14 protein-coding genes are annotated in these 14842 nt (G+C 36.5%); 4 read left to right on the top strand and 10 right to left on the bottom strand.

Annotated elements, in window-relative coordinates:
* From G525_RS0101325 to G525_RS0101285, 8 genes are all read right to left on the bottom strand, one after another.
* Complete coding sequence (locus G525_RS0101325; protein ID WP_027124532.1) at positions 1 to 1164, bottom strand: sigma-54-dependent transcriptional regulator; 1164 nt, start codon at positions 1162 to 1164, stop codon at positions 1 to 3.
* 571 nt (positions 1165 to 1735) lie between these two features.
* Entirely contained in the window at positions 1736 to 3049 is a 1314-nt protein-coding gene (locus G525_RS0101320) for an ABC transporter permease (protein WP_027124531.1), read from the bottom strand.
* Positions 3050 to 3051: 2 nt separating this feature from the next.
* Entirely contained in the window at positions 3052 to 3978 is a 927-nt protein-coding gene (locus G525_RS0101315) for an ABC transporter ATP-binding protein (protein ID WP_027124530.1), read from the bottom strand.
* A gap of 255 nt (positions 3979 to 4233) precedes the next feature.
* On the bottom strand, positions 4234 to 5352 hold the full coding sequence (dnaJ, locus tag G525_RS0101310; RefSeq protein WP_027124529.1) for a molecular chaperone DnaJ: 1119 nt from the start codon (positions 5350 to 5352) through the stop codon (positions 4234 to 4236).
* A gap of 39 nt (positions 5353 to 5391) precedes the next feature.
* Positions 5392 to 5922 (bottom strand): nucleotide exchange factor GrpE, encoded by a 531-nt coding sequence (locus tag G525_RS0101305; RefSeq protein ID WP_245577707.1) that lies wholly within the window; start codon positions 5920 to 5922, stop codon positions 5392 to 5394.
* Positions 5923 to 6402: 480 nt separating this feature from the next.
* The gene (locus G525_RS0101295; RefSeq protein ID WP_027124527.1) at positions 6403 to 7311 is read right to left on the bottom strand and encodes a TIGR01777 family oxidoreductase; all 909 of its coding nucleotides are present in this window, start codon (positions 7309 to 7311) and stop codon (positions 6403 to 6405) included.
* A gap of 294 nt (positions 7312 to 7605) precedes the next feature.
* Entirely contained in the window at positions 7606 to 8298 is a 693-nt protein-coding gene (mnmC2, locus tag G525_RS0101290; RefSeq protein ID WP_027124526.1) for a tRNA (5-methylaminomethyl-2-thiouridine)(34)-methyltransferase MnmC2, read from the bottom strand.
* A gap of 3 nt (positions 8299 to 8301) precedes the next feature.
* Positions 8302 to 8808, bottom strand: a complete 507-nt coding sequence (locus G525_RS0101285) for a DUF4920 domain-containing protein (RefSeq protein ID WP_027124525.1) — start codon at positions 8806 to 8808, stop codon at positions 8302 to 8304.
* Positions 8809 to 8912: 104 nt separating this feature from the next.
* On the opposite strand from G525_RS0101285, the gene G525_RS0101280 reads away from it, so the two are divergent.
* A complete protein-coding gene (locus G525_RS0101280; RefSeq protein WP_027124524.1) occupies positions 8913 to 9980 on the top strand; it encodes a branched-chain amino acid aminotransferase in 1068 nt (355 codons plus the stop codon).
* 103 nt (positions 9981 to 10083) lie between these two features.
* On the opposite strand, the gene G525_RS0101275 is transcribed toward G525_RS0101280, so the two are convergent.
* Positions 10084 to 10470 (bottom strand): pyrophosphohydrolase domain-containing protein, encoded by a 387-nt coding sequence (locus G525_RS0101275; protein ID WP_027124523.1) that lies wholly within the window; start codon positions 10468 to 10470, stop codon positions 10084 to 10086.
* A 164-nt stretch (positions 10471 to 10634) separates the two neighbouring features.
* Here G525_RS0101275 and G525_RS22465 point away from each other — a divergent pair, with 164 nt between their 5' ends.
* A complete protein-coding gene (locus G525_RS22465) occupies positions 10635 to 10820 on the top strand; it encodes a hypothetical protein (RefSeq protein ID WP_027124522.1) in 186 nt (61 codons plus the stop codon).
* Between the two features lie 400 nt (positions 10821 to 11220).
* Here G525_RS22465 and G525_RS0101260 read toward each other — a convergent pair whose 3' ends face one another.
* Positions 11221 to 13272: a dipeptidyl-peptidase 3 family protein gene (locus tag G525_RS0101260; RefSeq protein ID WP_027124521.1), complete on the bottom strand. Its 2052-nt coding sequence runs from the start codon at positions 13270 to 13272 to the stop codon at positions 11221 to 11223.
* A gap of 93 nt (positions 13273 to 13365) precedes the next feature.
* Here G525_RS0101260 and G525_RS0101255 point away from each other — a divergent pair, with 93 nt between their 5' ends.
* Positions 13366 to 14322 (top strand): GyrI-like domain-containing protein, encoded by a 957-nt coding sequence (locus tag G525_RS0101255; protein WP_027124520.1) that lies wholly within the window; start codon positions 13366 to 13368, stop codon positions 14320 to 14322.
* Complete coding sequence (crcB, locus tag G525_RS0101250) at positions 14319 to 14687, top strand: fluoride efflux transporter CrcB (protein WP_027124519.1); 369 nt, start codon at positions 14319 to 14321, stop codon at positions 14685 to 14687. Before G525_RS0101255 ends, crcB begins: the two co-directional genes overlap by 4 nt.
* The last annotated feature ends 155 nt before the right edge of the window (positions 14688 to 14842 follow it).

Genomic DNA, 14842 nt, shown 5'->3' with positions numbered 1-14842 from the left:
TTATTTAGAAGCGAATAGCTTAACATCATTTTCACTCACTTCTTTTTCTCCAAGAATTATGAGACGCTCCACAACATTTCGTAATTCTCTAATATTTCCAGTCCAATCATAGGCTTGCAATAACTTGATGGCCTTGCCAGAAAAAGACTTTTGTGCCGTACCATTCTGTTCGGCAATTTTTGTGGCAAAATGTTCAATCAATAGTGGAATATCTCCTCTTCTATCATTTAACGATGGCACTTGAATCAAAATTACGGCCAACCTATGGTATAAATCTTCCCTAAACTTACCCTCTTCAATTTCTTTACTCAGGTTTTTATTAGTTGCAGCAATAACGCGCACATCTACTTTAATATCTTTATCACTTCCTACACGTTGCACACGGCTTTCTTGTAAAGCTCTCAAAACTTTTGCTTGGGCAGAGAGACTCATATCTCCAATTTCATCGAGAAATATGGTTCCACCATTGGCTGCTTCAAATTTTCCAGCTCTATCTTTAACAGCACTTGTAAAGGCACCCTTTACATGACCAAACAATTCACTTTCTATCAATTCAGAAGGGATAGCCGCACAATTAACTTCAACCAAAGGACCTTTGGAACGGTCGCTTTTTTCATGAAGCCAATGCGCCACGAGTTCCTTACCTGTGCCATTAGGTCCGGTAATCAAAACCCTAGCATCAGTAGCCGCTACCTTTTCTATCATATCCTTGATGTGGGAAATAGCTTTACTTTCACCAATCATCTCGTAGTTTTTGCTCACCTTTTTCTTGAGCATCTTGTTCTCAACCACTAATTCCTTGCTATCCAAGGCAATTCTTACGGTATTGAGTAATCGGTTTAAATCAGGTGGTTTTGAGATATAGTCAAAAGCGCCAAGACGCATAGTATTGACAGCTGTATCCAAATCGCCATGACCGGAAATCATGACTATTGTACTTTCGGATTTTATTTTTTTTGCAGCTTCCAAAACTTCCACGCCGTCCATTTTGGGCATTTTAATATCGCAGAGAATTAAATCATAATCCTCTTTTTTTATCATTTCAATTCCAATCAGCCCATCTTCTGCTTCGTCTACCTGATAGGTATTATTTTCTTCAGAAAGAATTTTTACTAAAACGCGACGTATACTTGCTTCGTCTTCTATAACTAATATTTTTGGCATTTTTAAAATTTAAAATTTTTATTCCTGTTCTAAAATAGAGGATATTTTTATCATCAATGGCATAAATAGCATCTCTTTTTTATTTTTCAAACCCTAGGTATTAAAAAAGCGCTTTGAACCGTATCCGTAACACAAAAGTCATTCCGTAAAAAAATATCAGATCCCAAAAGGATTACTGCAATGGTTGGCGGGGTGTTTTCGAGAGCACAGCTGTTTAGTCTTTCCTAATTATTCAACATCGCAAAGTCATGAACAAGAATTTAGATTGCAGTTAGCAATGAAACGCTTTGTAATAAATCAAGGTTGACAATGATTTCAGATTGAGCAAACGATATCTCTAATAACCGTCAATTTAGCCTTCCTTCCTATCCTGTCATGAATTAATTCTTAACATAGTGAGATCATTAGAATAAATCAACAGCAAAACCTTAATTCACGATTCATGCTTGAAGAAAATATACCTATTCAATCGACTTTAAAATGACTTTAAAATATCAGAGGCTAGGTCAATTCGGATAATGACAAATTTAAAAAAATATCCTAGCACTATGCTTTAAATGCGGCGAGAGATTTAATACTTCAACCATTTAAAGAGTTCTTTATAGGTTGGTTTTTTACCATACATTAGAATCCCTACTCTATAAATTTTCGCAGCAAACCATACGGTAAAAACAAATGTACAGACCAAGATAGCAAACGACAAAAGCTGTTCCCATATTGGAACACCAAACGGAATTCTCATCAACATCACCACTGGAGACGTTAAAGGTATAAAAGAAAATATGGTAGAAACGGTTCCGTGAGGATCTTCAATAACTGTAAATACCCCAACATAAACAGCCAAAACAAGTGGCATGATTATAGGCATCATAAACTGCTGCGTATCCGTTTCGTTATCAACCGCAGCCCCAATAGCCGCATATAGCGAACTATATAGAAGATACCCTCCAATGAAGAAAAACAAAAAGGCAATGCACAGGTTAATAATTGGTAGGTTGACAAAACCAGTAATCAAGTCTTGGGCAATATTTTGAGCATCAGACGAGGCCATGGCCTGATTAATCATTTCTTGTTGTGGCGATTGGATTTGCATCAAATCAATACCAAAAATTGCAGAGACCAAAAATAATAATACCCCACCGAGAATAATCCAAATCAGAAATTGTGTAATGCCCGCCAATGAAGTTCCAATAATTTTGCCCATCATAAGCTGAATAGGTTTTACTGAAGAAATAATGACTTCAATAATTCGGCTTGTTTTTTCCTCAATCACGCTGCGCATGATCATATTTCCGTAAATGATAATAAACATGAACAATAAATATCCAGCGGCACCACCAAATGCCAGTTTTAGATAGCTATCAATTTTAGAGGTTTTTTCACCACCAAAAGTTTCTTGGGCAATATTTACGGTAGTTTTTGAGGCCCTGATTTGTGCAATATCCACCCCGTCATTTTGTAATTTAATTTCAGATAAGCGCTTTTCCATTTTTCGCTCTAAATTGGAAATTATGGATACAGACGGTGATTCATCTGAATAAAAGTTGACAGATTCAACTAAGTTCAGAGTATCAGAACTTTTCTTAATGTATAAAAGTCCAAAATTTTCTTTGGCTTTAACCAATTCTTTCGCAACGTCCAATCCAGCATTGTTTATGAGCGTGTAGGTTGTGTTTTCTGTGTTTTCAAAAACATCTCCCACAATGCCTGTTTCATCCAAGATTGAAATTGAACGCTTCTTGTCATTATTGATTTGAGATAAATACGCAACCACGCCAATAAGTGCAATCATGATTATTGGACTTAAGAAAGTCATGACAATAAACGACTTGTTGCGTACTTTATTCACATACTCTCGTTTGATGATGAGTGGTAAATGATTCATTCTTAGTTATTTTTTACAGTTTGTATAAAAATGTCATTAGCACTTGGTATGACTTCAACAAAATGATGGATTTCAGCTTTTGAAGTCAAAAAGCTCAACAGATCATTGGACGAGGTTTCTTTGGGCAGTTTAATGTTCATTTTGATATCATCATTCAAATTTTTGAAGGTTGCTGGAAACACTTCAAATTTCTCCTTAATCATTTGAGTCACCTCGTCAGGATTGGAAGATTGCATGCCAACTTCAAATGTATTGGTCTTAAACTGACGTTTAATATCGGTCAATCGTCCGTCTAAAATTTTATTGGATTTATGAATCAATGCCATATGGTCGCACATTTCTTCTACAGATTCCATGCGATGCGTAGAAAATATGACCGTGGCACCTTCATCTCTTAATTGGATAATTTCATCTTTAATAAGTGAAGCATTGATAGGATCAAAACCAGAAAAAGGTTCATCAAAAATCAAAAGTTTCGGTTGGTGAATTACCGTAACTATAAATTGTATTTTCTGGGCCTGTCCCTTACTGAGCTCCTGTATTTTTTTATTCCACCAATCGCCAATCTCAAGTTTATCAAACCAGTATTTCAAACGGTCTTTCGCATCTTGTTTGGACAATCCTTTTAATTGTGCCAAATATAGAACCTGCTCTCCCACTTTCATACTCTTATAAAGACCACGTTCTTCTGGCAAATAACCAATGTCACGGATGTTTTCTGGTTTCAAAGAAGACCCGTCTAAGAGCACCTCGCCCGAATCCGGCATGGTAATTTGATTGATAATCCGGATAAGAGTGGTTTTACCTGCTCCATTTGGGCCTAAAAGTCCGAAGATACTTCCCTTAGGAACTGCGATAGAGACTTCATTTAGTGCCTTAAAATTTCCATAACTCTTGGAAACAGCATTAGCAACTAATAAGTTATTCATAAATTGACGTTTGAAATGTTGCGTTTAAAGAATCGTAAATATATTAAATGTAAGTGTGCAGACTAACCTTTCTGAAATTATTTTGTCTTAATAATCATAAAATATCATCGCATTTGAAAAACAATAAACGCGTAAAAAACAAAACCCACCCTTAATAAATTAAGGATGGGAAAAAATTGCTATGAAAAAGAAAAATATCACCAAAATAAATTAGTGATATTCAAATATAGTCATTTTTATCAGTTTTCCAATTGGTTATGAAAACATATCCTTGACTTTTTCGAAAAACGATTTGTCAGAACTTTCAGGTTTTGGCTGAAAATGCTCATCACTTCTGAAGTTTTCAAAAAATTCCTTTTGCTCTTTATTCAAGGTTTTCGGGGTCCATACATTAATATGCACTAATAAGTCTCCTTTTCCATACCCATTAATACTTGGGATACCTTTACCTCGCAATCTTAAGATTTTACCGGACTGTACGCCAGCATCTATTTTGATACGCACTTTACCTGTAACCGTATCAATTTCTTGACTGGTCCCTAAAACCGCATCTGGTAAACTTACATATAGATCATAATGCAAATTATCACCTTCACGCTTTAAAGAGGAATGTTCTTCTTCTTGAATGGCCACCAACAAATCTCCAGAAACGCCATTTCCAGGAGCTTCATTACCTTTTCCAGAAACCTTTAACTGCATCCCATCTACCACACCTGCAGGTATTTTGACTGATACCGTCTCTTCTTTAAGAATTAAACCTTGAGCATCTGCATCAGCTGGTTTTTTATCGATCATCTCACCTGCACCACCGCATGTTGGACATGGGGATGACGTTTGCATACGTCCCAAGATAGTATTGGTGATTCGCATGACTTGCCCAGAGCCGTTACAGCTTGAACAGGTTTTATAGGTTGTCCCTGAAGCCTGAACTTTACGTTTTACCTTAAGTTTTTTCTCGACGCCATTAGCAATTTCTTCTAAGGTCAAGGTAATCCTGATTCTTAAATTACTGCCTTTTACACGTCTTTGTTGACCACCTCCAAAGCCGGAAAACCCGCCTCCGCCACCAAAGCCACCACCAAAAATATCGCCAAATTGACTAAAGATGTCATCCATGTTCATGCCGCCGCCATTAAAGCCACCACCGCCACCTTGGAATGCTTGATGGCCAAATTGGTCATATCGCGCCTTCTTATCAGGATTGCTCAAGACTTCATAAGCCTCAGCTGCTTTTTTGAACATCTCTTCAGCTTCCTTGTTATCTGGATTTTTATCTGGATGGTATTTTATGGCCTTTTTTCGGTAGGCTTTCTTAATGTCTGCCGCCGAAGCACTTTTGTCGATCTTTAATATGTCGTAATAATCTTCCTTCATTGTATGGTATTTCTAATCAATTCCTTAATAATTACCTTCTTAAAATCCTGTAATTACTTTTGGGTAACGGATTATTTTATCGCCTAATTTGTAGCCTTTTTCAATGACATCAACAACCTTGCCTTTTAAATCGTCAGACGGGGCTGGAATTTGAGTAATGGCCTCATGTATATCGGCATTGAAAGCATCTCCGTTTTCAACAGTAACTTCTTCAAGCCCTTTACTATTGAGCGTGCTCTTAAACTTATTACGAATAAGTTCAACGCCCTTCAAAAGGTCATTGTCTTCTGCTTTTTTAAGTTCATTGAGTGCTCTGTCAAAATCATCCAAAACAGGTAAAAGGGACGCGATTACATCCTGACCCGCAGTTTTGAATAAATCCATGCGCTCTTTTGAGGTGCGTTTTTTGTAATTTTCAAATTCTGCAAACAGTCTTAGAAACTTATCTTTTTCTTTGCCCAATTCCTCATTTAATTGGTCCTCAACACTCACTTCTTCAATCTGAGTTTCGTCATTTATTGACTCTTCAAAGTTGGTGTCGAAATCTTCAATTTTATCTTTTTTGCTCATAATCTTGAACTTCATTATTTATCTTCATTTCTCAATTGGCAAAAGTACTGCCAATATTGAAAAAATGTCATAATGTCACGACATATTTCATCTTGCCACCCCATAAAGCGCCATTAGGGAATTGCACTGATGACATTTTCAAAAATGATGGAAGTGGCTTAACTGAAATGTTCGATCAGGATTAATTCTTAATTGGCTTCAAAGACTAACAGAATTGATTCTTCAAGAATGATGGATTGATGTCATCCTTTTCGAAGTTGCGTATGTCAATTACTAGGATATGGTATAATCCTGAATGTAAAAAAACAAAGATGAACTAAAAATTCCAACGCTAGGAAGTTGAACTGTAAGTTGGAGCAAGAATTTAAAAGTGATAAAATTAATGATAGTATCGATTCGCTATTTTTTTGTTGGACGAATAGCATCCCAGAACATAAACAAAAGAAAGCCAAGCCTTTTCACACAATTGTTGGAAAGACCTTAAACTAAAATAGCCTCCAATGCAGGATGAATGTTGGAATAGGTGAAGTCAAACACACTTTCTTCTATTTTCTTTGAACTTACCCGTTGACTTTCAAAAAGAAGAATGTGCATCTCACCTAATGCTAATTTCATCGTAAATTTAGGAATATTTGGCATGAACAAGGGTTTATTAAGCGTTTTTGCTATGGCTTTTGTGAGTTCTGTATTAGTAATAGGATTTGGTGCAACACCATTATAGATACCCTCCAACTCATTTTGAATAAGATGCACAAAAATACCTGACAGATCATAAATATGAATCCATGATTGCCATTGATCTCCTGAACCAAAGGCAGAACCCAACCCCAATTTTATAGGTTTTACCATTTGAGGTAATGCGCCCTCTTTATCATCTAACACCAAACCGATTCTAACTTTAGAAACGAACAATCCCAAGTCTGAAAACTCATCTACCGCATTTTCCCAAACTGTCGTCACTTCTCCTAAAAAAGTAGGAGATGCTGGAGTGCATGACTCTTCATAATATTTTGTGAATGAATCTGGATAAAACCCGATGGCGCTCGCTGAAACAATTTGCGTTATATGGTGGTCTTCAACTTTTGACAATGCATTTTTTAAGCAACTGAGCGACTGAACTCGGCTCTCTATTATTGTTTTTTTATAACTTTTGGTCCATCGCTTTGCAATACTGGCCCCAGCCAAATTAATTATAGCATCAACACCCTGAAAACATGCGGCATCTAAAATGTCTTCTTTAGGATTCCAATAAAAGCCTTTATAATTATCGTCAGATTTAATCTTTTCTTTTGAAGTCGTTAAATAGTGAACAGAGATATGCTCCTCATGACACCTTTTGACAATTTCCTTTCCTATTAAACCTGTAGCTCCTGTAATTAAAACCTTCATCTATTTCATGCTTTTTTATAAAGTTAACTAATGATAGGCTTATTGATGACTACTTTAATTAAGCTTTAACAGAATTAACAAATAATTAGGCCGAATTGAGGTTCACTAGGATTCATGATATTAAAAATTCTTTGGTCATGCGCAAGGTGCTTAGAGATTTTTCATTTCAAGCGCACTTGGTGCATCACTCGCCGAATGTTAGGTGCCTTTTCATAAAGGCACATTTGGCGCGTACCTTACCGAATGTTAGGTGCCTTTTCATAAAGGCACATTTGGCGCGTACCTTACCGAATGTTAGGTACCTTTTCTGGCTCTTAACATTTCCCTCTTCCCTGGTGGACCAGGGAGTCTTTCAACACTAAATCCAACAGATTGCAGGGCTCGACGCACACTTCCTTTTGCGGCATAGGTAACCAACACCCCCTCTGATTTTAAAGCGTCATACATGATCTTAAAAATAGATTCCGTCCAAAGTTCTGGTTGCACACGTGCACCAAAGGCGTCAAAATAAATGAGATCGAATTGGTCCTTTTCAGTAATTTCTTTGAAAAGCTTTTGTTGTTTCTTTAGAGTGAAGTGGGATGTCAAGCGGTTTTCTTTTTCCCAAGTGCAGTTATGCATCTCCTCAAAAAGAGCTATTTTTTCAAGAACCTGAAGCTCTTCGGCATAATTTAAGGCTTCCATCTCTTTTGACGAAATAGGAAACGCTTCAACTCCCACATAATGGACATCCATTGGATGCTTTTCGGACTGCAATAAGGTCAAAAATGCATTAAGTCCTGTTCCAAATCCGATTTCTAAAACTGAAATCTCTTGTACTTTGCCGTTTAAAAATTTCAAAAGATCAAAACAAAAAAGCAAACCATGTTTAATGTACACGTGGTTTGCTTCTTGTATGGCTCCATGAATAGAATGGTATTGTTCATTCCATTCTTCAATCTGGATGGTCTTAGAACCATCGGCCGTAGTAATTATTTTACGTAGCAATGGTTATTCGCTTTTCAACAGTACACCATCCGCCTCAAAAGAAAACGTAACTTTAGGCTCTGTGATTGCTGCAATTTCTTCGGCTGATTTCCCAGCGTCTTCTGCATAATGTTGTAATTCATCAACAGGTACTTCATTCACATAAGCCTTTCCGTTGATCACAACTTCTTTTCCAGCGATATCTTTTGGCATAAAAAAGCCATAATCTTTAAACTTGACCATAATTTGTTCTCCGTCATCAAGATCGACTTTCATCCAACACCCCTTAGATTGACAAACCTCGTCTACCTTACCAATCATTTTAGCATTTATGGTGTCCCCAACCTGCATGGCCCCATAAGCTATAGCCATATCTGATGTCGATTTTGCGGCATCCGCTGAAATCTCTTCACCAATTGATGTATAATCAGCAAGTTCGTTTTCTACTTCTTTTATTTCCGTCTTTTTATCTTCGGATTTGCAAGCCATTATGGTTAACGCAATTCCAAAAATCATAAGAATTTTCTTCATAGTTTATTGAATTTTATAGTGACAAATATAAGTTTTTTTAAATCAAATATTTGATTTTTTATACTGCGGGAAATCACTAAATTTGCAGCATCAAAAAAAATATGATGACAAAACACACTTCACACGAAATCGATATCGTAAAGTCTGATACTACTAAAATTGACGCTGTTGATTTTGACAACTTGATCTTTGGTAGAACTTTTACGGACCATATGTTTATCTGTGACTATGAAAATGGCGAATGGCAAACCCCAAAGATAATGCCATATCAACCGATGACCATGGATCCATCCGCTCGGGTATTCCATTATGGCCAGGCAGTTTTTGAAGGCATGAAAGCCTATAAAGACGACAATGGTAAAGTTTGGTTATTTAGACCAGAAGATAATTTTAACCGTATCAATAAATCGGCGGCGCGTTTGGCCATGCCAGAATTTCCGAAAGAGTATTTCATGAAAGGCTTGACCACCCTGTTGCAAATGGACAGTGCGTGGGTAAAACCTGGAAAAGGAAATTCACTTTACATCAGACCTTTTATAATTGCTACAGACCCGGCCATATCAGCTTCTCCTTCAAGCAATTACAGATTCATGATTATTTGCGCTCCTGCAAAAGCTTACTACACCGGGAAAATTCGCGTATTAATTGCGGAAGAATACAGTAGATCAGCTAATGGTGGTGTAGGTTTCGCTAAGGCAGCGGGTAATTATGCCGCACAATTTTATCCAACAAGTCTTGCTCAGAAGAAAGGATTCCAACAGGTTATTTGGACCGATGCTGACACGCACGAAAAATTGGAAGAAGCAGGAACTATGAACGTGTTCTTTAGAATAAATGACACCTTAATTACCGCTCCAATTAGTGATCGAATTTTAGATGGTGTGACGAGAAGAAGCATCATTCAGCTCGCAGAAGATCATGGAATTGAGGTGCAAGTTAGACCTATAACAGTGACGGAAATCAAGGAAGCCTCTAAAAATGGTTCGCTGAAAGAGATTTTTGGTGCAGGAACGGCGGTGGTCATCAGTCCTATCTCAGCATTCGAACATGCAGAAGAGCTTTTTGAACTTCCTAATATCGAAAATTCTTACGCGGATACCTTAAAAGATAAGATGCTCAGCATCCAGCACAATATGGCTGAAGATAAGCACGGATGGACCGTTCAAATATAGTCTTTAGTTGACCCTGTTAGGTTCAAATCTAAGACTAAACAAAGATTCCAAATTCCAATACTTACACGTTGGAATTTGGAATTTTTTATTTGGTGCTTTTAAGTTAAGAATTAAGAATTTTTTCAATATTTGGCTTGAAGTAATTTGATCCTTTTAAAACTTTCCCATCCTCGCGATAGATTGGCTCCCCATCCTCTCCTAACTTGCTCATATTACTTTTTTGGATTTCATCAAAAACCTCTTCAATTTTATGTTGAAAGCCGTGTTCAATAATTGTTCCGCATAAAATGTAGAGCATATCACCTAAGGCATCAGCCACTTCAACCAGATCATTCGCATTGGCTGCCTCTAAATACTCCTCATTTTCCTCTCGCATCAATTTGTAGCGCAGCATGTTTTTTTCTATTCCCAAATCGGCTTTTGGGGTCTCTCTATGTCCAATTTTAAATGCTGTATGAAATTCCTTTACGGCCTCAATTTTTTTCTGCATAATGAAAAGGGTATATACTATTATGTACTTTAAGAACTGAAGCAATCGTCATTCCTTTAAATTCAAAAAAATGAGCTAGAATATCAAAAAGTAAAGGTGTCATTTTTAGGATTACTGGCTTCAGATTCTAAATGGTTTGACTAATTTTGCATAAAAATAGTTATATGTTTACTAATGGTCAATTGATTTTCGGGATTTTATTTGCAGTTGTGTTTGCCGTAATCATTATCTACAGTTATCGTAAAGATTTAAAACTTCACAGAAAATACTACAAAGGCAGCATATGGATCCTCCTTGCCTTTATTGCTTTTATTTTAATGATTTCAGCGGTTAAGTATATATTTATATAGTGTGTTTATCATTTAACTTGTTGGTAATTGGAGCAAGATTATAAACACTTTAAATTTCCATTAGGGTATGACTCCGAAGATTTTAATCTTTAAGTTGAGTTCTTAACTTTTAATGCTTTGAAGAAAATTACAGGAAGTAAACAAGAATGTTTAATTCTCAAATAACTGAATCAGCAACTTTTATATAATTTTAGATTCGGTTGAATTTTTATTCATTCGGATGATGACATTTTTGAGAAATACAGATGTATTAAAAATAATATCGCCATGACTGTATTCATTTTACTAATCGCACTTATTGTCTTCAACCTTTTACTTTTAAAATATAGTGTCAATAAAGAAACGGGAATCTAAATTTTAGATTCCCGTTTCATTTTAAATTAAATCTTGAAAGAAAGTTTTAATTCTCTTCTTTCAAAAAGCTATACTTTCTACTGTAGTCTAACATTTGGCTTTTAAAAGATTCGGGTTGGGTTACATTTATAGCAGTAATCTCACCCTGGTCATTCATTTCTGGCACAAGTACAGGATTGACAAACCCACTGTAAGGCGCATCTGTAAATTGTGCATTTCTTTCCAATATTTCTTTGTGCAATTCCTGATCTACCTTAACGCCATAAGTTTCAACCAAAGCTTCTACGGCCTTATAATCACCTTCTGATTTTATGCGTTGGGTTTCACGAAGCAATTGTCCGAAAAGATCATGCAGTTTTTCATAATCGGTAATATTATAATAGGTTTTGCCATCACGTGTAATTCTTTCTATAATATTATCATTCTTACCTTTTTCAAAAACCCAAGCACTCACCCACTGTCTATTTCTCATATGTGCCTCTTCAACTTCATCACCTAAATTCAAGCGGATTAATTGGGTCATTAATCCATTACGAATATAACCATCATAAGCAGCCATTCCAACTTTTTTCCAATCATCCACCAAGCCTAACTCCTGCAGTTTTGGATTATACAAATAATATAGACCCACCAAATCAGCACGTCCTTCTTCCAAGGTTGATGCATAATTTTTGAGTGTTTCTTTGGTTTCACCTACACCAGGATTCAATTGTCCTGAGGCATGTCCGATGACTTCATGCAAGGCCGTATGTAATTTGTCTCCTACTTGCCCATATTGCTCCTCAAGCTCGAGCTCCTCACTATCATTAACAAACTCTTGTAGCCTGCCTGTGCTCCCAGCATTATTATAAGCTTCGATAATGTTACCCAAAGAAACGGATTTGCTGCCAACAGCAGCACGAATCCAATTGGCATTTGGTAAGTTGATTCCAATTGGAGTGCTTGGAGAGGCATCTCCGGCTTCACCGGCCACATTGACCACCTTATACGTAACACCCACAACATTTTTCTTTTTATGAGCATCCATTAGAGGTGAATGATCCTCAAACCATTGGGCATTCTCGGATAATACTTTCATCTTTTGAGACATGTCAAAATCATTGATCTGAACAATACTTTCATAAGAACCCCTATAGCCTATCGGATCATTATAAACTTCAATAAAACCATTGATATAATCCACATTGCCGGCTGTTGCCGCTGTCCACGCTACATTGTAGTCATCCCATGTCTGTAAATCACCAGTTTTATAATAGGCTATCAATAATCCTAAGGCATCTCCCTGCTCTTTATTCTCAGCGACACCCTGCGCCAGTTTCAACCATTTTATGATTTCATCAATGGCTTTGCCATATAAGCCACCTGATTTATAAACTAATTCCTTTAATTGGTCATTTTCCTTGACCAATTTAGAGTTAAGACCAAAGGACAAAGGTTGCTCAGGACTTGGTGATTTTTTATTTTTATAGAACTGTTCTACATCGGAATTGGTCACATTTGGCCCATAGAAATTAACAGCAGATTGTGCTACATTATCCACACCTTTGGCTTGATTGACTTTCTTTGAATCCTGATCATTGAATATGACTTCAAAAGCTTCTCCTTCCAAATGGGCATTGGTAGCCCTCAGTAAAGTTTTCAAATAGTCTTGAGAAAACTCCGCCTTTAATTTATCATTGGAATAATGGTGATGGATTCCATTGCTAAACCATACACGTTTTAAATACGTTTCAAAGCTCTTCCATTCATCAGAAGATTTATACCCATCATAATTACTGTAGATGGTCTCTAAAGCTTTTCTGATCTTTAGGTTATGACGGTAGTTTTGTGCCCACATAATATCACGCCCTACAAGACCCGCATGAGTTAAGTAGTATACCAAGGTTTGTTCTTTCAAGGTCAAATTTTCCCATCCTGGAATTTGGTAACGCAGTATTTTTACATCCGCAAATTGTTCAACGTTATAATCAAATGCTGAAGCTTCCTTTTCAGTTTCAACCTTTGGGGCAGTCGCATCATTGCTCAATTTTGGTTCGTTCTTACAGGCAAAAGTTAAGCTCATTGCCAACGAAATCCCGAATATCACTTTTAAGTTCATTAGTTTTGTTTTAAATTATTGTGCTACAAATGTAATATTTATTAAGAACCTATTAAAATTGTCTATCTTTGATAAACTCTACAATATCACTCAATGAAATTTATAAAATACCTCTTATTCTTACTGTTAATTGCATTTATCGGAATGGCCATTTATGTTGCGGTTCAGCCAAATGATTTTGAAGTCACGGAAACTACGACTATAAATGCCCCAAAAGCTGTAATTTTTGATATTATTTCTGACACGTCTAATGTTGATTTGTCATCGTTTTGGAAAGACACGGAAACCTTAAAAATGGTTACCAACAATACCAGTGATTCTATTGTTCAAACCTTTACGAGCAGCCGGATTAAATCTTCAAAACTAAAATGGAATTTGGAATCTAATGGTGATGGCTCAACAACAGTAACGAGAAGTCTGGATGCCGACCAATTAGCTTTTATGACCAAAGCTAAATTCGTCTTATTTGGAGATAATAAAAATGAACTTTCACAACAATTTTTAAATGATCTAGAAAATCTTGATAAGAGAGTCACAAAAAGTATGACAGCTTACTCGGTTACTATTGATGGCGTTACAGACTATGGTGGTGGTTTTTATATGTACAAGACCATCTCTTCTACGGGAAGCAATATAAGTGCCACAATGGCAAAGCAATTTGGAGAAATAAGCCGTTTTATGGACTCTCACAATATTTCTGCCAGTGGGATGCCAATGACCATTTATATTGAAATGAACCAAGAGAATGGCAACGTTATCATGAGCAATGCCATTCCGGTAAGCGAAAGCGTGATTGTAGCTGAAGACAGTAATATTTTGAGTGGTTATATGGAGCGTACCAAAGCCCTTAAAGTTACTTTAAAAGGCAACTATAGCAATTTAAAGGAAGCATGGGCGACGGCTAGGAAACATTTAATTGATCATAACATGGAAGCTTCAGAAATGAGTCCTTTTGAGATTTATAAAAATGACCCTGGCAACCATCCCAACCCTGCAGCTTGGATTACGGAACTTTATATTCCTATTAAAGAAATTACCGAAAATTTGTGAAGCAAGTCCTATTAGTTTTTGTTGGTGGTGGCTTTGGAAGCGTCTTGCGGTTCATCATCGGAAAGTACCTCAACAGTCCTGCAACAGGTATTCCTTATGGCACATTTGCCGCTAACGTATTAGGAAGTTTATTGATTGGAATTATTTTAGGATTTGCAGCAAAAAACAATTCAATATCCGAAAACCACATTGCTTTATTGGCAACGGGATTCTGCGGCGGATTTACCACATTTTCTACTTTTGCGTATGAAAACCATGTGTTTTTAAAATCGGGTGATTTTATGAGTTTTGCAGTATATACCATTCTAAGTTTTGTCATTGGTTTCTTAGCGGTTTTTGCAGGAATATATTTAGTCAAAGGTTGATCTTGGCATATGCAGGGTTCTCAGATGAGACTCGGTGTGCATATTGCACATAAAGCCTTTAAGTTCCCTCCATATTTCTTAAAAACCATTTTGGTTTTATTATTGCGTTGTAAACCAAGATTGCTAATCCTTATGTTTTAAATTCCATCTCATAA

Origin of the sequence: Gelidibacter mesophilus DSM 14095 (assembly GCF_000423005.1) — a bacterium.
Classification (GTDB): Bacteria; Bacteroidota; Bacteroidia; order Flavobacteriales; family Flavobacteriaceae; genus Gelidibacter; species Gelidibacter mesophilus.
This window is presented reverse-complemented; position numbering and strand designations above follow the sequence as displayed.